General features: G+C 39.2%; 17 protein-coding genes. 14 read left to right on the top strand and 3 right to left on the bottom strand.

Annotation, left to right across the window (positions count from 1 at the left end):
* The first annotated feature begins 24 nt into the window (after positions 1–24).
* Positions 25–303: a DUF6520 family protein gene (locus tag MWU56_RS07465; RefSeq protein WP_247043388.1), complete on the top strand. Its 279-nt coding sequence runs from the start codon at positions 25–27 to the stop codon at positions 301–303.
* 42 nt (positions 304–345) lie between these two features.
* Here the strand turns inward: MWU56_RS07465 and MWU56_RS07470 are convergent, their stop codons facing one another.
* Genes MWU56_RS07470 through MWU56_RS07480 form a run of 3 tightly spaced genes read right to left on the bottom strand, consistent with a single transcriptional unit; the run spans position 346 to position 7057 of the window.
* The gene (locus MWU56_RS07470) at positions 346–2604 is read right to left on the bottom strand and encodes a zinc-dependent metalloprotease (protein ID WP_247043389.1); all 2259 of its coding nucleotides are present in this window, start codon (positions 2602–2604) and stop codon (positions 346–348) included.
* A 16-nt stretch (positions 2605–2620) separates the two neighbouring features.
* Positions 2621–4018, bottom strand: a complete 1398-nt coding sequence (locus MWU56_RS07475) for a RagB/SusD family nutrient uptake outer membrane protein (protein WP_247043391.1) — start codon at positions 4016–4018, stop codon at positions 2621–2623.
* Between the two features lie 9 nt (positions 4019–4027).
* A complete protein-coding gene (locus MWU56_RS07480; RefSeq protein ID WP_247043393.1) occupies positions 4028–7057 on the bottom strand; it encodes a SusC/RagA family TonB-linked outer membrane protein in 3030 nt (1009 codons plus the stop codon).
* A 750-nt stretch (positions 7058–7807) separates the two neighbouring features.
* Between MWU56_RS07480 and MWU56_RS07485 the strand changes: the two genes are divergently transcribed.
* The 13 genes from MWU56_RS07485 (at position 7808) to MWU56_RS07545 (ending at position 21391) form a co-directional block, all read left to right on the top strand.
* The gene (locus tag MWU56_RS07485; protein ID WP_247043394.1) at positions 7808–8044 is read left to right on the top strand and encodes a hypothetical protein; all 237 of its coding nucleotides are present in this window, start codon (positions 7808–7810) and stop codon (positions 8042–8044) included.
* A gap of 261 nt (positions 8045–8305) precedes the next feature.
* Entirely contained in the window at positions 8306–9100 is a 795-nt protein-coding gene (locus MWU56_RS07490; protein WP_167919739.1) for a cation transporter, read from the top strand.
* Positions 9101–9403: 303 nt separating this feature from the next.
* The gene (locus MWU56_RS07495; RefSeq protein ID WP_247043395.1) at positions 9404–9778 is read left to right on the top strand and encodes an ArsR/SmtB family transcription factor; all 375 of its coding nucleotides are present in this window, start codon (positions 9404–9406) and stop codon (positions 9776–9778) included.
* Positions 9775–10374, top strand: a complete 600-nt coding sequence (gene merTP / locus MWU56_RS07500) for a mercuric transport protein MerTP (protein WP_247043396.1) — start codon at positions 9775–9777, stop codon at positions 10372–10374. Before MWU56_RS07495 ends, merTP begins: the two co-directional genes overlap by 4 nt.
* The gene (locus tag MWU56_RS07505; RefSeq protein ID WP_229669510.1) at positions 10374–10580 is read left to right on the top strand and encodes a DpnI domain-containing protein; all 207 of its coding nucleotides are present in this window, start codon (positions 10374–10376) and stop codon (positions 10578–10580) included. Before merTP ends, MWU56_RS07505 begins: the two co-directional genes overlap by 1 nt.
* Positions 10581–10849: 269 nt before the next feature.
* Positions 10850–11791: a hypothetical protein gene (locus tag MWU56_RS07510; protein ID WP_247043398.1), complete on the top strand. Its 942-nt coding sequence runs from the start codon at positions 10850–10852 to the stop codon at positions 11789–11791.
* A 319-nt stretch (positions 11792–12110) separates the two neighbouring features.
* Complete coding sequence (locus tag MWU56_RS07515) at positions 12111–15227, top strand: SIR2 family protein (RefSeq protein WP_247043400.1); 3117 nt, start codon at positions 12111–12113, stop codon at positions 15225–15227.
* A 71-nt stretch (positions 15228–15298) separates the two neighbouring features.
* Positions 15299–16573 carry a phospholipase D family protein gene (locus MWU56_RS07520; RefSeq protein WP_247043402.1) on the top strand — a complete coding sequence of 425 codons (1275 nt, stop codon included), beginning with the start codon at positions 15299–15301 and terminating at the stop codon, positions 16571–16573.
* A 581-nt stretch (positions 16574–17154) separates the two neighbouring features.
* Entirely contained in the window at positions 17155–18396 is a 1242-nt protein-coding gene (gene dcm, locus MWU56_RS07525; RefSeq protein ID WP_247043404.1) for a DNA (cytosine-5-)-methyltransferase, read from the top strand.
* On the top strand, positions 18353–19522 hold the full coding sequence (locus tag MWU56_RS07530; protein ID WP_247043406.1) for a type II restriction endonuclease: 1170 nt from the start codon (positions 18353–18355) through the stop codon (positions 19520–19522). Before dcm ends, MWU56_RS07530 begins: the two co-directional genes overlap by 44 nt.
* 278 nt (positions 19523–19800) lie before the next feature.
* Positions 19801–20178, top strand: coding sequence for a nuclear transport factor 2 family protein (locus MWU56_RS07535; protein WP_247043408.1), 378 nt, complete (start codon positions 19801–19803; stop codon positions 20176–20178).
* A gap of 28 nt (positions 20179–20206) precedes the next feature.
* Complete coding sequence (locus MWU56_RS07540) at positions 20207–20632, top strand: SRPBCC family protein (protein ID WP_247043410.1); 426 nt, start codon at positions 20207–20209, stop codon at positions 20630–20632.
* A 162-nt stretch (positions 20633–20794) separates the two neighbouring features.
* Positions 20795–21391, top strand: coding sequence for a hypothetical protein (locus MWU56_RS07545; RefSeq protein ID WP_247043411.1), 597 nt, complete (start codon positions 20795–20797; stop codon positions 21389–21391).
* Positions 21392–21638 lie beyond the last annotated feature (247 nt).

Genomic DNA, 21638 nt, shown 5'->3' on the forward strand with positions numbered 1-21638 from the left:
TCATCATTTTAATATCTATGTATTATGAAAACAAAAGCAATCAAATTTGTAATGCCGGCCTTGACCATCGTTTTTGCCATTGCCGCAAGTGCCTTTACCGCCGTTGAACTAGAATCGGCCGATGCATCCATGATTACCCAGGGATATATTCAACCTGACCCACAGGAATCTTGTGAACAGGTGAACAATCTGGATTGTTCCCTAGCGGGCACTTATTTGTGTACCTCGGACGGGTTCCAGGTTTATCGTGATGAAAATGGCACCTCCTGTAGCTTTCAATTAAAGAAAACTACGCCCAATTAATCCAGAAAAGGAGCCTTGATGAAGGCTCCTTTCTTATATAACCTAATCCGAAGGAACAAATTCCTCCATCAATTGCAGGCACAACAACAGATGGGCCTCGACTATGGCATCTTTATGGGCCTTCAGTGCCTTGTTGACCTGATCCCAGACCGTATAGATTTCTGATAGCAGCACACTTTTGGCATAATCACTGTACATATTGGCATCGGTTCTTGGAACGGCAAAGAAGTAGTTTTTTCTATGGGAGATCCATTTGCCGGACTGCACGATATAGGCCCTTTGCAACTCCTGTTGTTGCCTATCCACATTCTTTAAATCGGAGAAAAGTCCGGCACGCAACTGGGACATCATTTTTTTTGATATGCCTTGATGGGATTCCAAACCTTCCATAAATTCCAGTCTTTTCAAACGACGGCCATCCAATACTTCATTCAACAACTTCACTTGATACTGCAGAAATTGATCTCCATTGGTGGAATATTGTATCTTATCCAAAAACTCAGGATTGGACAACCACGCTTGTTGGGCAAAGGCATGTTTGAGCAAAAACTGCATAGCTTCCTCTTGTTTTGCCATCGGAATGGGGTCGTACACAGCACCATCCTGAGATCCCATTTTATATTGAATGCCATAGCCCCCTATCATGGATACGATCTGATACATATAATTGTACCACAGTTTAAGGGTCTTATGATAGAGTCGAACCAATACAGTGTTGTCCCGCTGATCATTGTTCAAACTGGGCAACAGATCCATGACCCGTTTCATATTTTTAAGGCTCAAACGTACACTTTCCACGGGGTCATCGTTCCCGACCACCTCATTGACCGTACCTGGCCCCAAAACTTCCATCTGACCATTATTGAATCGCAACCATGGAATACTGTCCTGTTTGCTGACCATGGCGTCAAGATAGGGCAATTCATCCTCAGGGGATTGTGTCCCCGGAAAAAATCGATATCCCCAAGCAATATGGAATTCATCCATAGGCCCCACCCGTTGGATCAATAGTGAAGGTGGTATCCCATCCTCAGGTTGCACCACGGTATTATGTCTACAATAATTCATAATACTGGGAGTATGTCCCATGGTTTCCAACCAGGATCGATCTCTCATCTTTTCCAAGGGGTAGGCATACTCCCCGAAATTGGCATCCTTTATACCCAATATATGTCCCATTTCATGGGCCGTAAGGTATTGGATCAGCGCCCCGTTCAGCTCATCGGAAAAATGATATTCCCATGCCCTTTCATCCAAGGGGGCACAACGGATTAAATAATCTTCGGACAGTCCAGGAATTAAAGTGGATAAAAGGATATCCCCTTTAAGGATCTCCCCGCTACGCTGGTCAATGATGGTGATTGCGGAAGACCCGCCACCAGAAACTTCGGGATTCCTCACCTTGGCATGTCTGTTCCAACGGATCATGGAAAAATTGACACTGTTCCCGATACGTCCATCCAAGTGCTCAGGTAGCTCACGTACCTCGATGGCATTGGAGAACCCTGCTTTTTCAAAGGCTCTGGACCACTCCAATACACCCGCCCTTAGAAAAGGTTTCCACTTATCAGGAGTTATAGGGTCAAGGTACAATACAATTGGCTTGATAGGGTCCCCTATTTTTTTTGCCCCCTTCTTTTTTTCCAAGCGCCAACGGGTAATACTGCCTCTTTCGGTACGAAGTTGTTCGCCCAACAAAAAATTTTGATTCTCATATGAATAGGCCATGCGATGATCGTACAATCTCGGCTGCATGGCCTTGGGCAACCTATAGAGGCTGAAATCCGCCTCCACCGTCCTGCTGGCCCCTCTATAGGGCACTGTCCTTTGGGTCCGTACTATGGTCTCATTGTCCAAATAGACCACTTCTTCAATATAGGACAGGTTGGACAGTACACTTTCCGGTGGTCCGGGCTGCCATGGGATGTGGGTCTGTAAAAACAAGTCGGTCGCATCGATATGTACGGTCGGTCCATCACCAAGTATGGGAAAACGGCCGATGACCCTTGATGCAATTGCTTGGTTTCCCAATAGGGGAAGTTCAATATCCAATTCGGATTTGACCCTTGGTATGGTCAAAAGCACATAATCCTCCTCTCTGGTCCACACCACTTGATGGTCCCCGGTACCATGCCGGACAAACAACATGGGAACCCCAAAGACCTCTGGTTCCAATCCAAGTATGAGACGTTCGTCCTTCAATTCTGCGGATACCCCTGAAAAAACCTGCCCCCAGAGGGGACAGGCGACTAACCAAACAATGCATGAAAACAAAAATTGGCATTTCATGTACTTTGCCATAGGGGTATGATTTTTATTAATATCCTTCATTTTGTGGCTGTAGTTTAGGGTTCAACAAGAGTTCCGATTCCGGAATGGGCAGTAAGCTATCGGTGCCTTCCCAACCGGGCTTGAAAGCCCCCAACACCGCATCGGCCCTCTTGGTCCGTTTCAAATCAAAAAATCGGTGTCCCTGTTCCAAAAACAGCTCTACCCTTCGTTCCGCAAGGATCGCCTCCACCAGGGTGGTCTGATCCGTAAAGGGCAAAGGATCAAGATTGGCCCTACTGCGAAGGGCATTGAGATAGGTCAAGGCCTGTATTGGGTTTCCCAAATAGGCCTGCGACTCCGCAACGATCAAATAGAGTTCTGCCAAGCGGAACTGCACGGAATACTCCCTAGTCACTGCTGTTGGAGCAAATTCCGTGTATTTATTGTTAAAGTACCACACCTGTTCTCCTTCGGATACGGCCCCTACCCATAAAGTACTTCGGGCATCCCCTTCCTCAAAGCTGGCCAACAGCCTTTGGGACAGAGCTGAATTCGGGGGCGGTCCCGATACTATGATATAAGTAAATCCTTCATTGGTGTTGTCCCCTGAAAGGTTGGGACCCAATTGCCAAAGGGTCTCCGGACTCTCTTTCAAGAACACCCCATTAAGATCAGGGGAAAGGGCAAACCCACCATTGGAGATAACATAAGAAGCTTCGGCCAGTGCCTTTTCCCAATCTTCCAAATAGAGATGGACACGCGACAACAGGGCTGCCGCCGTCCAGTGGTCCGGGCGCAGGCGTTCCATATCCCCATTCGAGGGGGACAACAAGGCTTTGGCCATATTCAGGTCTTCCAAGATGTTTTGGTACACCAGATCAACTTCGATGCGGGATACCTCACGATTGGCATCATAGTCCGTAGTGTCGACATAGGGTACTGGCCCGAAGAGATTGACCACATAAAAATGTAGCAACCCCCTGATGAAATGGGCTTCTCCCTTAAACCGGTCCTTTTCCATTTCCGTCAAAGCATTGGATTCTTCCACACCTTCAAGAATACGGTTGGCGGCATAGATCAGGTTGTAACTGGAGTTCCAGAGGTTCTGAACGGTATTATCGCTGGGCAATACACTATTTTGTGCCACATTGTCCACATCGGGCAGATTAAGACTAAAGAGCTCCAGTTCATCCGTATAATGTCCCATGAGGTACCCCAGTCCATTGGATGTCCCGGCCACTGGGGAACTTTCCCGCAGTTCCGCATAGATGTGGGCCAAGGCGGCATCCACGGTAGCGGCATCCTCGAACACCACGGTTCCCGTCAATTGATCGATCGGTGGGTCTACCTCCAAAAAGTCCTCGCAGGACAACAGGATGGAAAACAGCAGAGCACCGCACATGAGGTGACCAAACCTATAAAGTTGCATATTTCGCATTTTCATAATTTCTGTTTAAAAAGTTAATTTGGTTCCAAGGCTCACCATCCGTAAGGGTGGTACGGCCTGATTGCTCTGGGTTTCGGGGTCCAGCCCCTCAAAGCCCGTGATTGTAAAAAGATTCTGTCCCCTGAGGAACAGTTCACAGCCAAACCCTTGTACTTTCCTATCGGTCAATCGATAGGATAGGGATACCGTCCGCAAACGAAGGAAAGAGGCATCCGATATAGCGGCATCACTCCGCCCATAATTCCTAAAGGCCTGGGTGGTCTGTGATGTGCCCGTGGAAAAGCGCTGCACGGGGGCCATATCCCCTCCTTCCTGCCACCTTTGTAGCACCGATTTGGGCTGATTGCCCAACCTGCCCACCAATACACCTCCGGTGGCCCAGAAATTATAGCCTTCCTGTTTGGAAAACTGAAACAACAGGTCCATGGTGAACTTGCCGATACCCAGGTTACTGGTCAGTCCTCCATAATAGGAGGGATCGAGTTCCTTCACCAATTGGCGGTCATCCGGGCTTGCAATGGCACCATCGCCATTAAAATCCTCAAATGTATAGAGCCCGGTTTGGGAATCTACCCCGTTCCATTGGTAGACCTTGGCAATGTTCAAGGGTTTGCCGACCACGTACTGATTGACATAGGTTGACCCTTCCAAATTGGGAAATTCCAGCAATTCGTTCTTGGGGAAGGTCATGTTCAATCCCATGGTCCAACTAAACTTTTCCTTACGGATCAAATGGGCTAAGAGTTCCAGTTCCCAGCCTCTGTTTTCGACCGTTGCGCCCAAATTGGCATTGACCGATGAAAAACCCGTTGTGGCTGGTAGGGGAATCCCCACCAATTGATTGGTGGACCGGTTACGGTAGTAGTTTGTGTTCAGCAAGATCCGATCTTGAAACAATCCCAGTTCAAGGGCCAGTTCCAACTTTTTGTTTTCCTCCCAACTAAAATTGGGATTGAACAATCGCGTAGGATACAGACCAATGGTATTTTGGTACTGCTGGGAACCAAAGGAATAAGTATCGAGGTATTGGTATTCCCCGATCTTATCGTTCCCGGAAGTCCCATAACTGCCCCTCAGTTTTCCATAACTTACAAAGGGGAGTCCCTCCTTCACAAAGCTTTCGCTCCCAAAAAGCCAAGCCGCACCGATCGCAGTAAAATTCGCGTAGCGCTTATCCGGTCCGAACCGACTTGAACCGTCTCTTCTTCCGGTCAGGTTCACGAAATAACGCTCATGTAAAGACAGGTTGATCCGTCCATAGAATGCCTGATATCGGTATTGCTCCGTAATATCCGCCACGGGATACAGCTCGGAAGCCGCCGATAGGTTCTCGATCAAACTGTTATTGGTAAACCCAAAGGCAAACTGTGAGCGCCGTTTCGTCTCCTGATTTTGAAAGGTCAGCCCTCCCAACGCAGTAAGTCTCAGTCCGCCAAAAAATCTTTGGTACTGCAGTTGTGGCTCAATGGTCCAGGAACTGCGTTCCCCTGTATTGTGCACCGCATAGGAAGATTCTGGACCAATCCCGTACGCGGGGTCATAGATGGTCGAGGGTACGGTGTTCAGTTCACGAAGGTGGTTTTCCGTATACCCGAGATTGGTGGTCAGGGACAGCTCGCCCCAAAGCTTATAGGTCAATCTGACATTACTAATCAAGGTCGTGCCTTTGGAAACATAGACCCCATTGAGAGCGCCCAAGGGATTTCGCCACGTGGAACCCTCCCAGTTAAGCTCCCCCTCTTCTGTGTACAGCGCAGGGGCATTGGGTGCCAATTGTAGGGCCTGAAATACCAATAGACCGTCCCCGGGCAGGTCATTGGTATTGGAGGTAAAACTGGTGGAAAGCTGTACCGAGAAGCGATTGTCCTTTGTCCTATGGCCAAGGTTGCTCAATACCGATACCTTGTTATTACTGAAATTCCCAGGGAACACACTGCTCTGGGAATAATAATTGCCACTGACCAAGAACTGTGTCGACGCGTTGCCCCCTGAGATGGAACCCCTTACATCCGTCAAGTACGAGGTACGGCCAAAAAGGGCCTTTTGCCAATCCGTTTGTCTATTGGGATACCAAGTACCGTTCACATCATAGGCGTTGCTCGGGAAGGGATCTATCCCATCATTGGCATAGGCCTCCTTCCGCATCATAAGGTATTCGGCGGTATTCAGTAGGTCCAGCTTCCGAGTTACAGATCCCAATCCCGTCTGCACATGGAGTTCGACCTTAGTATCCCCGGACGTGCCTTTTTTAGTGGTAATCAGCACTACCCCGTTGGCCCCTCGTGAACCATATATGGCCGTGGCATCGGCATCCTTCAAAATCTCGATGCTCTCGATATCAGAGGGATTGATATTGTTCAAGGGACTGATGGCACCTCCCGGCAACGGCAGTGAGGCCTGCTCCTCCCCGAGGCTACCCGATGCAAAGGGAACGCCATCGATGACATAGAGCGGTTCATTGGCCCCGGGACGGATACTGTTCCTACCCCGTATCTGAATATTGAAATTGGAACCTGGCAATCCAGAGAACTGATTGATCTCGACACCGGCCACCCTGCCCTGCAGTGCGGCCAACGGATTGGACAAGGGCTGTTTTTCGATCTCCACGGCACTCACCTTTTCGATAGTGCCCGTCCCTTCCCGTTCGGAAACCGTATAATAACCCGCATTGAGGACCACCTCACCCAGTACCGTTACATCTTCCTCCAAGGCAACAAAGAGCTCTTCCCTACCCCCAATGGGCACGGAAAGCGTTTTATAACCCACCATGGAAAAGACCAGGACATCCGAAGAACCTGCATGAATGGAAAAGGAACCATTCAATTCGGACATGGCACCAATATTCTTGGACTCCACCACAATATTCACCCCGGCCAGGGGTTTCCCGGACATATCGGTCACGGTGCCGGTAATGGTGGCCTGTGGTGGTTCCAAGACAGTGCCCGCCTGCACATTGAATGAAAAAAGTGGTGTTAAAAAGACATAGAGGAGCACGGACAGGAAAAACCTGCGCATGCGTATTGTAGCTAATTGCATAAATTGAGTTCTTTTGATTAAAGCGTTAGTTATTCTCCACACTGCCCCATAAGTCACGGAAAATCCGTAACTTCCAAAAAGGACATCAAGGTTCGGACATAGGCCATCCTGTCCGGGTAATAGCATACCCAGAAATAGGATTCCCAAACCAAAAAGACCATGGTTTCGTGATCGGGCCGGTTGCCCAAAAAAATGTAGTCATCAGTTATGGGACCAAAGGATATCGTGAACCGGAAAAGTGTGTAACGTGTATCCCATAACTATAGTCCAAGGATTAAACGGGATTCTTTGGCTTTTTCTTGAACAGGATATCGAACACCGAGTGACAGGCCCCGAAAATGGAACAAAAACACGGTGTGAACCCTACATAAAAAAATTGCCAAATGTTTCCCATAACCCAGATGGTTGGGCGATACCCCGAAAGAACTAAAGAAAACAAACGCTTAGAAAAAGTTGCTATGAACCATTTACCCAAAAAAAAGGCGCGGAACTCAACTTATTGCACTAGGGGCACTGGTATGCCTTGGAAACAATAAGAGAGCCCACGCCCCGGGTCGTGAGCAATCTACTTATTATCTCGTTTCCATAAAAATTACCAGTTTTCTAGTACGAGACTCTAAGCGAAAGCTTCAAATATTGTCTAAACGAAGAATCGCAAAAATACTTAATACTAAAACGAATATAGTAAAATTTTAGAGTTATTGTCAAACTTGACAATTTTTTCTCCTAAAAACCATAGACATTGCCTTGATGAAAGATTGGAGGATGGCATATAGAAGAAAATTAGGAGAGAATCTCTTAAGGTTAATCAATGAACATGATACGGATGTTCAAACAGTTGCCTCCTTGGGTAATATCGAAAGTAAACAAGTCTATCGAATCATTAGTGCCGAAAACGAACCAAAAGTAACTACCCTGCTTCCAATAGCTAAAGGTTTGGGGGTACACGTTAAAGTTTTATACGATTTTGATTTCGAAATTGAATAAGAAAAATCAATAATTTCTAATTTCATCCAACTTATAGCTTCTTCCTTTTTTAGAATTCCTTACAGAATTCCACATTTTCATTTTATAGAATATTCTTACATTTAACTTCATTTTACCCAAAATCTAAATTGAGCATTGCTAAAAAATATGCTTAATAAAATATCTCTTACTTGGGCATAGCCATCACCATTGGAGGTATAAGCTGATAAAAGTTGGGTATATAAACAAGTTGTAAGTAATGCCGAAAAACCCAGAAACCAAGTGAATAAAACAATATTTGAAATTACCAAAATGGATTGTCCTTCAGAGGAAAATCTTATCCGAATGAAATTGGACGGAATTTCAAGCATTGCGAATTTGGACTTTGATATTCCTAATCGAAAATTGACCGTTTTTCACAGCGGAGAAATTGACCAAATCGAAAAGTCAGTTATCGAACTGAATTTAGGTGGAAAAAAAATCTCAACGGAACAAACCGACCAAACGGAATTTAAAGAAAACGAAAATCAGAAAAAACTACTTTGGTCTGTACTTGCCATAAATTTTGCTTTTTTCATTATTGAAATGACAACAGGAATTATCTCAAAATCTATGGGACTTGTTGCCGATAGTTTAGATATGCTTGCGGACAGTTTTGTGTACGGGATTAGTTTGTTTGCGGTTGGCGGAACAGTAATAAAGAAAAAACGGATTGCCAAACTTGCTGGATATTTTCAAATAATACTTGCGATTATTGGATTTGTAGAAGTCTTGAGAAGATTTTTCGGAAACGAGAAACTTCCCGATTTTTCAACAATGATTATAGTTTCGATTTTTGCACTTATTGCAAACGGAATTTGTCTTTATATTTTGCAAAAGTCAAAGAGCAAAGAAGAAGCACATATGAAAGCGAGTATGATTTTCACTTCGAATGACGTGATTATCAATTTGGGAGTAATTATTGCAGGAATTTTAGTGCATTATTTGAGTTCTAATAAACCTGATTTGATTATCGGAACAATTGTTTTTGCATTGGTAATTCAAGGAGCATTTCGGATTTTGAAATTAAGTAAGTGAACTAAAAAAGCACTACTTACAACAACGTGTATAATTAATGGCTGGTTCTCGCCTACTTACGAAAATCCTCGTGGATTTTCTATTCGGTTTTTATTTGCTAAATTAGGTGCTTAAACACGCCACTAATCATACACAAATCCGTTACCCACAAGCTGTAAACCCACCGCATATTTTAGCACTTTCGGTTTTTTCCGACACACAAATCCAACGCTGTAAAAACCAAAAGAGCTAAAATTTTCCCAACGCTTGAAAATTATGTATTTAAGTATTTGCTTAAATAAGAAATAAACGTAACTTTGTTATATGGAAAATAATTATTGCATAAGACAACAAGCTGATATTGAACAAATAAATCGTTGCAAAGAAACCGTTTCGGAATTAGACGAATCGTTCGACTATTTGGCAAATGGACTTTCATTGGTCGGAAATAGCGTTCGATTGAAAATACTTTACCTACTCTTTATAGAAAAAAGACTTTGTGTTTGTGATTTAAGCGATATTCTTGGAATGAACATATCCGCTATTTCTCAACATTTAAGGAAAATGAAAGACCGAAATCTATTAGAAACAGAAAGAGATGCTCAAACAATTTTTTACTCACTTACGGCTGAATACGAAAAATTACTAAATCCGTTTTTTGAGATACTTGATAAAAACAAAATTTTAGAAACGATATGAAAAGTGAAAATAAATTAATTGGTGCAGGTTTGTTAACTGCAATTACAGCTTCCTTGTGTTGTATTACACCAGTTTTGGCTCTAATCGCAGGAACAAGCGGAATTGCTTCTGCATTTTCTTGGATTGAACCTTTTAGACCTTATTTAATCGGACTGACAATTTTAGTTCTTGGTTTTGCTTGGTATCAAAAACTAAAACCTCAAAAAGAAATTGACTGCGAATGCGAGACGGACGAAAAACCAAAATTTATTCAATCAAAAAAGTTTTTAGGAATCGTAACTGTATTTGCAATTGTAATGTTGGTTTTTCCATACTATTCAGGAATATTTTACCCAAATACAGAAAAGCAAATAATCGTAGTTGACAAATCGGACATTAAAACGACTGAATTTAAAATAAGCGGAATGACTTGTGCGAGTTGCGAAGAACACGTAAATCACGAAGTAAATAAGCTCAACGGAATTGTGAACTCAAAAGCGTCTTACGAAAATGGAAATGCAATCGTTGAATTTGACAAAACCAAAACCAACGAAACAGAAATCGAGAATGCAATTAACTCAACAGGTTATAAAGTAACCGACAAAAAAGAAAACTAATGGAAGTCCAATTAAAATCAGAAATCACTTGTCCTAATTGCGGACATAAAAAAGTAGAAGATATGCCAACAAACGCTTGTCAATTTTTCTACGAATGCGAGAATTGTAAAACGGTTTTGAAACCAAAAGAAGGAGATTGCTGTGTTTATTGCTCATACGGAACAGTTGCTTGTCCACCAATTCAAGAAAATAAAAGTTGTTGTTAAAAAGCCAACGCTAAAAGCCATACACATTTGCAATTCGCACCAACCAACACACAAGCCAAAAATTGCAAAAGAGTATGTCTTATCCAACGCTGAAAACCAAGCTGAACGGAATAAAGCCAGTGGGTAACAACGTATATAAAAAATAGCGGTTAAGTGCTAAATCAAAATGAATTACATAAATTTAAGGTCAGAGTTTACCTGAAAAGTTTGTACTTAAAATCCGCTACTTTTCATATACAAGACCGTTAGGGCAAATACGAAAAAAGCATATGGCAAAGAAAAATTACGGAAAATCATTAGCTCTTCAACATTTCTACAAATCTATTGAAGCGGAAATCCGAAATTATTGGCAAATAAACACCTCATTGATTTATTCCGAAAGATGGTGGAATGGAATACCAGAAGCCGATTTGCCTGCAAGAATTACTTTGTTTCCTGGAGATAATAAAACACCTTTTTCAAGTATTGACTTACCGCCAAAAACGTATTTAGCAAATCATAATAATGTATTACAGCTTACACGCGAAAATTCAATAGTAAATTTCATTACAGTTTTCGAAGTGTATCTCTATAACATTGTCAAAAGAATGATGTACTTAAAACCATCTTTAGTTGGAGAATCTGAAATGCCGTTTGAGGCGAAGGATATAGCTGAAGAAATGGAAAATAATAGCGTAAGAGAATGGTTTGCGGAAAAAGTTACCCAAAAGTATATTAGAAATAAATCGCATTTAAAAATGTTCAAGCGATTAGAACAAATATTGAAATATCAAATAAATGACCCCAAGGACGGACTTGTAGAAGATTGGAACAATTGGACATATGTAAGAAACGCAATAATTCACAATGGAAGAGAAACTTCAGAGGATTTAGTTAGAGTTTGGAATTCTAGGTATTCTGCGGTTGGCACACCACTTAATCTAGAAGATGCTGATGTCATTAAAGTTCCTTATATCGCAATGGAACTAGCTAAAAAAATTGACAAAATAATATTAGAGAAAGCAATCCAAAATGAGGATGCTGGATTGCTAGTTAGAGAATTATTTGTGAGAAATGGAACTGACGAGCCTCAAGAATTAGCTAAATCAGTTTGGAATATATTAAATAGTCGATTAGGGAAACCATTAGTACAAAAGTATTTGGCATATCAAAAAAGAACAGGAGCTAAAATAAAAGGTTGGAGATTTACACACTACAACTTTATGGAATAAGTACTTGCCCTAACAACGTGTATAAAAAATAGCTAATAAGTGCTTAACCAAAGGGCTTGTATTTATTTGCAAAAACCGCCAAATTTTTAATTTGGCTTTAAAAGTGAAATATTAAAACAAAATATAAAAATTCGGCTCTGTGTTAATCCGAAAAGCTGGTGTCTTTTTGCCCGCTACGTTTCATACACAAGTCCGTTGTATGCCATTGAAAAAAGAAAAGCCAACGCACAAATAGCACATTTGGTTTTGCCAACGCACAGGCAATCGCAAAAAAACCAAAAGAGCTATTTTTTCGCCAACGCTTTGTAATAGAAACTGAATGATAAAAATTGACAAAAACACATTTCTAAGAAGTTATAAAGTACTTTCAAATCAGTCGTTTGATTTATTTCTTGGAGCAGGTGCGTCAATTTCTTCGGGAATTCCATCAGGTAGCGATTTAGTTTGGCTTTTTAAGAGAGAACTCCTGAGTACTAGTGGGGAAATTAACGGAAAGAAACTTCTAGATCTTAAAGTTGATGCGAATAAGAAGGTTATTCAAAGCTTTTTCGTTGAAGAAGATACTCAAACCCTAAACCCTTACTCCCACTATTTTGAAAAGTGTTATCCAGACCCATTAGTAAGAAAAGAGTTCCTTACTAATCTCGTAAGAGACAAAAAGCCTTCAATTGGGTTTATGTGTCTTTCTGTGCTAGTTGAGAAACAAAAGCTTAATACTGTTTGGACAACTAACTTTGATGACCTAATAGAACGAGCAATAAGTAAACTTGACATAACCTGCCAAGTTGTATCACCTGAAAATGCTAATTCTGTTGAGAATTTCAGAAAAGATATTCCAACTGTAGTAAAACTTCATGGAGATTTCCGCTACGATCCTTTGCAAAACACTGATGAGGAATTGCAACAGCTTGAAGAGAACCTTCATCATTACTTTATAGAGTCTACTAATAAACGAGGGTTATTAGTCGTGGGTTATTCAGGTAGTGACGAATCTGTCTTAAAGACACTTGAAAAATCATTAGAGGAATCGAATCCCTTTCCAAAAGGCCTGATTTGGTGTATTCCTAAAGACATAGCTCCAAATGAACGATTAATCAAGATTATAGAAAAAGCCAATAACCAAAACGGACGTTCAGGGTTTATGGTTATAGATAGCTTCGATTATTTCATTCATGAATTGTACAAAGTTTGTGAATTAAAAAATGAACAGATTGATTCAATTGCTGATGATCGATTTGAACAGAGAAAGTTCTTTCGATTGAATCAAAATCAATCTAATACTACGCCTATTCTCTTAAATGCTGTAAAAACAAAGTCTTTTCCAAAAGCAATATTTTCGACAAAAACAACTATCAATGGTGAAGGGAAATGGAAAAAACTACGTGAAGTATTAGATGGTTCAAGTGTAGTTGCCGCTTTTAGTAAAGGAGAAACTCTTTCACTTTTCGGAAATGAGAATGAAATTAAGGAACTCTTCAAGGACTATTTTACTGACGAACTAAGATTGGTTGATATTCCTGAATATCTCTTCCATCAGCCAGATTCATTCTATATTGGTCTTCTGTATGGATTGATTGAAAAATCATTGATTTCTGATTATGGATTGGCTTTGCACACTAAAGGCAGGCATATCCGAAAGTTTTATTCCACAAGTCATCCATTAAGTCAAGAAGAAATCAACAGCATTCCTAAATGGCTCAATTTCCGAATACCAAAAGGAATTCAAGTTTTTGAAGCATTTGAGTTTAAAGTAGAATTTGTCAATAAGGAATTGTTCCTCCTTATTTGCCCAACCATTCATATACAAAATACTACAGGCGAAGAGCCTGATAGGAAAACTGTTCAGGATATCACCAATACAATTGTTTCAAACCGTTGGAATGGAAAATATGGAAAGAAGTTAAGCTTTTGGTTTAAAGAGTTAAAGAACAGGAAATCAGATCTCACTTTTCGACTTGGTGATTTTGAAATAAAACTTTCGGGGTATTACTCTACAGCAGCAAAAAAAATGGATAGCTTCTTTTGTTTTGATAGTTACTCGAAAGCAAAGGAACCTCTAATTTACTTTCATCATCAAGACGAAACAAAGCAATCCATACACCCAATAAATGGATTAAAAATTTTGGGACCCCTTGAAGAAAGTTTCGGAGCAAATGGCAGTACACCTAAGATTCAAATAGCAATAATCTCTCCTGATAAAGGTTTTGAAAGAGTTAAAACACATTTAGAGTCATTATTGAGCCCCGTAACACCAACAACAGAAAAGGAGTACTTAAAAGAATACCTAGGCTTTGATGAAGTTTATAAAAAACATTTAGTAATTCCCAATTCTATTCAAAGCGAATATGTGGTTGTAATTAACAGTACAGAAGTAAGTCAATATTCCGCAATTCAATTCTATGAATTAATAAAGAACAAAGTTGACAAGCTGTCTTTAAAAAATACAGAGATAGATTGTGTAGCGGTTTACATACCAGACTATTGGACGAATTTCAGAGAACTTAAGAATGAACAAACCTACTTCGACCTTCATGATTCACTCAAACTTTATGCAATAAAGAAAGGTTTACGATTGCAGTTCATCGAAGACAAATCAATCAATTATAAGGATCAAGCAAAAGTTAAATGGTGGCTTTCACTTGGCATATATGTAAAATCTAATGGTACTCCATGGAAAGTCAAAACTGATAATACTGAAACTGCCTTCGTTGGGTTAGGATATGCGGTTCGACAAAACGCAAGTAAAAAAGTAGTCTTAGGGAGTAGTCAGATTTTTGACGGTAATGGAAACGGTTTAAGGTTTCTACTTCAGCCAATTGAGAAGCCTATTTTTTACAATAAAAACCCATTCATGAGTAAGGATGATGCATTTCGTTTGATAACCAACATTCGAAATACCTATCATAAAATAGACCCTGTAATTGGACTCAAAAAATTGGTATTACATAAGACCACTCATTTTACAAGAGACGAAATGGATGGGATTTGCAATGCCTTAGAAGGCATTGATAACATTGAACTTCTTCAAATTCAACAATTCAGTAATTGGAGAGCATTAAAGCTCAGAAAGAATCATTCAACAGGCAAACATGAGTATGATGGTTTCCCAATTGATAGAGGAACAATTATACAACTAGATGAATTCAGCTTTTTATTATGGACACATGGCATTGTAGAAAGCCCTGAATTAAACGGGAAATATTACCAAGGAAAAAGAGGTATCCCTTCCCCTTTATTGATAAAACGATTTAGAGGAACAGACCCAATTGAAACCGTGGCGAATGACATTTTGAAGTTGACCAAAATGAATTGGAATGGAGCTGAACTATACAAAACAATGCCAGTATCTATCGACTTTTCAAAACGACTTTCGGTAATGGGGAAGCAATTAGAAGAACTTGGTAATAGAGCTTATGACTTTAGATACTTTATATAGCCAAAATAAAAGATGATTCTGAAACAAAGGCAGCCTAATTTTTATCCTATATGATATTAAGTAAACTAAAAATGGAAATTGAACCTCTGCTTAAAAATGCAGATGAATCATGGTTTGCTGTTGCCCTAATAAAAGACAAGACCTTTGAATACATTCAAAACACAATAAATGAGAGCTGTATTCAGCATTACATAGTTGGTATTGACCTTCCAACTCCTCCATCTGTTCTACACTCTATGCAAGCCAAACAAGAGAAAAAATCATTTGAGTGTGCTATTTATAAATCAGATTTCAATTTTCACCCGAAAGTATATTTAATAAAATCAAATGATGAATACGTTGCATTTGTTGGCTCAGCTAATTTAACAGACGGTGGTTTTGAAAATAATGTTGAATTAAATTATAAGATATCTAATCAAGCAGACTGTCTTCATATTTTGAATTGGTTTAATTCACTATTTAAGGATGGGTACCCTTTAACAGACGAAAATATTGACGAGTATGAAAGTCAATTGGAGTCAATCAAAGAAACTGAGAAAGAACTTAAAAGGAAACGTAAATCAATTGTTCTTAAAAAGACACACTCGACAGTTAATCCGCTTGACGCTATTGATTTTTCTGACAGGTTTTTTAAGAAGGAACATCATTGGGCATTTAGACGAGAACTTTGGTATTCTGACAGTGAAGAAGCAGTTGACGAAAGAGAGTTGGCTAGATCAAAATGTATAGAGTTACATGAAATTGTTTTTCCTCGATTTAAGGATTATGGAATCCAAATTTTAGAACCTAATCCAATGTCTGATCACCTAATATCAATGATAAGACTAATAGACCCTTCGAAACCAAGAGCAATCAATGCTATGTGGTTGAGTTATGGAAAAAATGTAAATGAAATTAAAGAGTATCAAAAATTAGTTGGCCCAGATCAAAAAGCCAAACAGACATTTATTCATCATGCAAGATTGCAAATTAGAATTGATGTCAGAAACATTGGGATTTGGCTACTATTTGCAAAAGAAAATGAAGGTGGATTATTCGACAGAGAGTTTTTTAAAGGACAGATGAGAGACAGAACTTTCAGAGACAAATTCTACCAAATGATTAAATCACTGCCTAATGAATATTTTATTTCAGTAGGTGGAGTAAATGAGTTTTGCAACAAGTTTACTTCACCAGAAGTACTTCATAATTTCACTAAAAAGGACAATAATCAAATGTATTTTATCATAGGAAGAGATTATGAAATCCAGAATGATGAAATGTCCGAGACCAACATGCCAAGTGAAATGCTAACAGTATTTAAACTTCTATTTCCATTTTATGAAATGATGAGACACAGAATATGAATAGCCAGCCCAATTTTCAAGCACATTTCCAAAGCCGCACAAGCCAATGCTCAATCCAAAGCTTTGCAAAAGAGCTTGCAAAGCAAACGATTAAGAAGAACGTAATAAATAAAATAAAAACGGCATACAACAAGGTGTATAGTGCATAGCACCCTGCGGGATGCTACGACACCATACACAGAACGTTGGGACGGAATTTGAAAGCCTCCGGCCTCAACCAAGTAGCTACATTGCTCCGCAATTCCCGCCCCTTGGGCATCCGTCCCAACGCCCTGCTAAACCAAATTGCCAATGCAGTCGGGACTGTAAGTCCTCGGCTCCACGATTGAAAACACCAAAAACCCGACCCAACATTACCTAAAAGCAATTTGATAACGTTCTGGGTTTAGCAGGGCGTTGTACATAATGCAATCCCACCGCTAAAACAGCACATTTATTTTTCCCAAACCCACCATCCCAAGCTGAAAAATAAAAGAGCTGTTTCTGCCTTTGCGCTCGAAAAACCGTTAACAAGATTGTGAACAAACACGACTGAATATGTTGTGAATTGCTTTCAGAATTTTGTTTCTTTACGCATTAGTATGGCCAAGAAATATTCGAAAATAAAAAAAGAGTTACAAATCAAAGTTGACAAAATAGTTGACAACGATTTGGCGTACTTAACGCACTATTTTCAGAATCACAAAAATGGTGTTTCACAATATTTTAAGCCAACTGCAACTGAATACCTTACAGAACTTCACGAGGAAAATAACATCCTGAAAGAACCTGATTTTCAATATTATTTACCTATCGAATGGGATATTCCTTTTCCGCCACCGAAAAATCCGACTTTCAAATTTATCGACTTGTTTGCTGGAATTGGAGGAATACGACTTGCATATCAGAATAATGGCGGAAAATGTGTTTTCTCAAGTGAATGGGACAAGTTTTCAAAACAAACTTACGAGGCGAATTTTGGCGAAGTCCCCTTTGGAGACATAACTAAAATTTCAGAAAAAGAAATTCCAGACCACGATATTTTATTGGGTGGTTTTCCTTGCCAACCATTTTCAATTGCTGGCGTTTCAAAGAAAAAATCGCTTGGAAGACAACACGGTTTTTTGGATAAAACCCAAGGAACATTATTTTTTGACATTGCTCGAATAATAAAACACAAAAAGCCAAAGGCTTTTATGCTCGAAAACGTCAAAAATCTTGTTTCTCACGATAAGAAAAAAACATTCAAAATAATTACCGAAACTCTGACCGAATTAGGATATTCCTTGCATTACAAAGTTTTGGACGGCAAATATTATGTTCCACAACACCGTGAACGAATAATCATTGTTGGTTTCAAAAAATCGGTTTTCAAAGGCAAAGAAACCTTTGAATTTCCACAGCCCGAAGTTGCAAATTTTGCCATTCGAGAAATTCTTCAACGAAAAGTGGACGATAAATACACGCTTTCAGACAAATTGTGGAATTATCTTCAAGAATACAAGAAAAAGCACCAAGCAAAAGGTAACGGATTTGGATTTGGATTAACTGACCTCAATGGAATATCGAGGACAATGAGTGCACGGTATTATAAAGACGGAGCAGAAATATTAATTCCGCAAAGAGGTAAGAATCCAAGAAGATTGACACCAAGAGAATGTGCAAGGCTTCAAGGGTTTCCAGATAATTTTATAATTCCTGTTTCAAACAACCAAGCATACAAACAATTTGGCAACTCTGTTGTAATGCCTTTGATACAAGCAGTCGGCAACAACATTGTAAAAGAACTTTCAAAATTAAATGAGCATATTAGAGAAAGCAATTCAATCAGCACAGCAGTCTGAAATAGCATTTAGCAAATTCATTAAGCCTAACGATACAGGTTCAACTGGAGGACATCAAGCTGGTTTTCACTTGCACAAAAGCTCTTGGCCATTATTTTTTGAAACAGAGGGAGAAAAAGGCTCGAACAAAGACCATTTTGCCACGATTAAATGGCAAGATGATTTTGAAACGACAAGCAGATTTATTTATTACGGAAAAGGCACAAGGAATGAGTATCGCTTAACTCGGTTTGGAAGAGGTTTTCCGTACTTAACAGACGATAATGTTGGTGATTTGCTTGTAATTTCCAAAAGGTCGAACGACTACTTTGAGGCATTTGTTTTAAGCACAGATGAAGATATAGAGGACTTTTTTACTGCTCTAAACATTTCATCTACTGAAACCAATGGAATAATACCTAAGCAATTAGAGCAAACAGCTGAAGAACAATTAATTGGTTGCTTTTTACAATATATAAATGCTTTGGCCGTCGATTTTCCACCAACTTTAGAAATAGCAACAAATGCGAGAAATTGTTACATCAATTCCTTTGGTGTAACGCCAAGTCAAATTAAGGCGAATCCAGATAAACAGATTTTAAAGTGGCTTGAAACGGAATACGACCTGTTCAAAACATTGGAAAATGACAGGTATGCTGAGTTGATTAAAAATCCTTTTCCCTCTGTTGAAGAATTGGTTATTTCTGCCAACACAATCCTTAATCGCAGAAAAAGTCGTGCAGGAAAATCTCTCGAACACCACTTAGAAGAGATATTTAGGATATCGGAACTTAATTTTCAAACTCAAGTAACCACAGAAAACAATAAAAAACCTGACTTCCTATTTCCAAATATTGAGGCTTACCACAATCCGAGCTTTAATGAAAATAAATTGATTTTGTTGGCATCAAAAACGACTTGTAAAGACAGGTGGCGACAAATTTTAAATGAAGCTGACAGAATAGAAACAAAACACTTGTTCACTCTTCAACAAGGAATATCGAAAAACCAACTTGCTGAAATGAAACAATACAATGTGCAATTGGTAGTACCCAAAGCATATTTATCAAGTTTCCCACCAGAACATCGAGCTGATATTATGATATTGGAACAATTTGTTAATCGAGTAAATGAAACGCAGAATTAACCAATGCTACGAGCCACACACATTTACAGTCGCAACATCCAGCGCACAACCCAAACTGTAAAAGAGTATGTCTCTGCCAACGCTACAAACTGAGCGCAAAAGCACTATGTACAACAACGTATAAGCGCAATAGCGGGAAAAGTGATAAAACCAAAGAAATAGTATAAATTTAAGGTCGTTGTTAAGCCAAAAAGTTAGTGCGTAAAAACCGCTACTGCGCTTATACAAGACCGTTGGCAACAAGCTAAAAAACCGAACTGAAATCAAACATTTAGGGAATGACAAAAATTATCTCAAGTCCGAATTGTGGAAATTCACCGAAAATGGAATTTCTAAAAGATTTTAATATTGCTTTTGCAAAAGGAAACATTGAATTTATTGTCGATAGCGTAACAGATGATATTGTTTGGAATATAATTGGCGACAAAAAAATCGAAGGGAAAGAAAAGTTAACTGTGGAATTGGAAAAAATGAAACCCGAAAAAGTAAGCGAATTAGTTCTTAAGCAAATATTGTCTCATGGAAAGGAAGGAGCGGCAAGCGGAATCATGAAAATGCAAGACGGGAAAAAATATGCGTTCTCGGACTTCTACAGATTTAAAGGGGCAAGAGGTGTGAAAATAAAATCAATAACATCATTCGTAATCGGAATTTAGCAATAGTTTAAAACCAACTATAAATAAAATGAAATCAAAAAATACTACAATAACTGTCCAAACTACTATAAAAGCAGACATTAATAAAGTCTGGGATTTCTGGACCAAACCTGAACACATCAAGAATTGGAATTTTGCCACAGATGGATGGTGCTGTCCAAAAGCTGAAAATGATTTAAAACCAAATGGTAAATTCTCTTGGAGAATGGAAGCCAAAGATGGTAGTATGGGGTTCGATTTTACTGGAGATTATGAAAAAATAATCGAAAAGGAATTAATAACATACAAAATGGCCGATGGAAGATTTGTGAAAATTGACTTTTCAGAAAATAGAAATGAAGTGACCATAAGTGAAACTTTCGATGCAGAAGGAACTAATTCGGACGAAAAACAACGAGCAGGATGGCAAGCTATTTTAGGAAATTTTAAAAAATATGTAGAATCGGAAAAATAAAAGCCAGTTGCCAACAAAGATGGCTATAAGTAATTGCTTGTTCTCGCCTACTTCTGAAAATCCTCGCGGATTTTCAGTTTGGTGTGTACTTGCAAAGTTAAGTGCTAACCCACGCAACTACTCATAGACCGTTGCCTGTAATTTGCGAAACCAAGAATCAGAATGAAAGAATTAATAATCCCATTTGCAACTACGGTTGGTTATATGCTGAAAGTTTTAAAATCCAAAGCGAAAATTGACAAATTCATCCCTGAATTTAAAATGATTAGACACGGAAATTATTTTGAGTTTATCAATTCTGTAAAAGGAGAAGTGCCTCATACAGTTGTTTATAACAAAGGAAAAATTACATCCGACAACATCGCAAGGAAAGATGACTTTGATTTTTTGGGATTATTTAATGCGAATCCATCTCTTCAAAAATTTTATCTCGATTGCTATAATGAGTACGGAAAAATAACTGATACTGATATTCCTGATTCAATTTACGGAATAGCAGCATTATTTGAAATTAGCATAAGAATGCACGCTAACAATAATAATTTGATTGAACCGAGAGAAAACTTAGTTGAAGTGATTAATAAATTATCTGAATTCAAAGGCCTAACTGAAAACGAAACAAATAAATTGCATCAAGGAAGAAGGTTTATTAATATGATTAAGCATTTTAAAAATCAGTTCCCAAGTTGGAATGAAGGAATAGATGCTATAACAATCGCTTACGAATTAATCAAAGAAAAAAAACTAACTATGATATAAAAACTACAGGCAACAATGTATCCTATGAAAAGCCCTAGTCCAGTTCTCTAAAGTTAAATAATATTTTCTTTTTTACTTAAACCACCCTCTTTTCTTTTAATATAACTTGCTCGGCATCCTATATGTGATACACTTCTTTTCAGTGTTCACCAGCATCTGTATGATTATAAGCTATAATAAGTTTGGTCACTTGCTAACCGATGTGATCTATTCTTCATAGTCACCTACATTGTTCTGTGATCCGAAC

Origin of the sequence: Allomuricauda sp. F6463D (genome assembly GCF_023015965.1) — a bacterium.
Taxonomy (GTDB): domain Bacteria; phylum Bacteroidota; class Bacteroidia; order Flavobacteriales; family Flavobacteriaceae; genus Flagellimonas.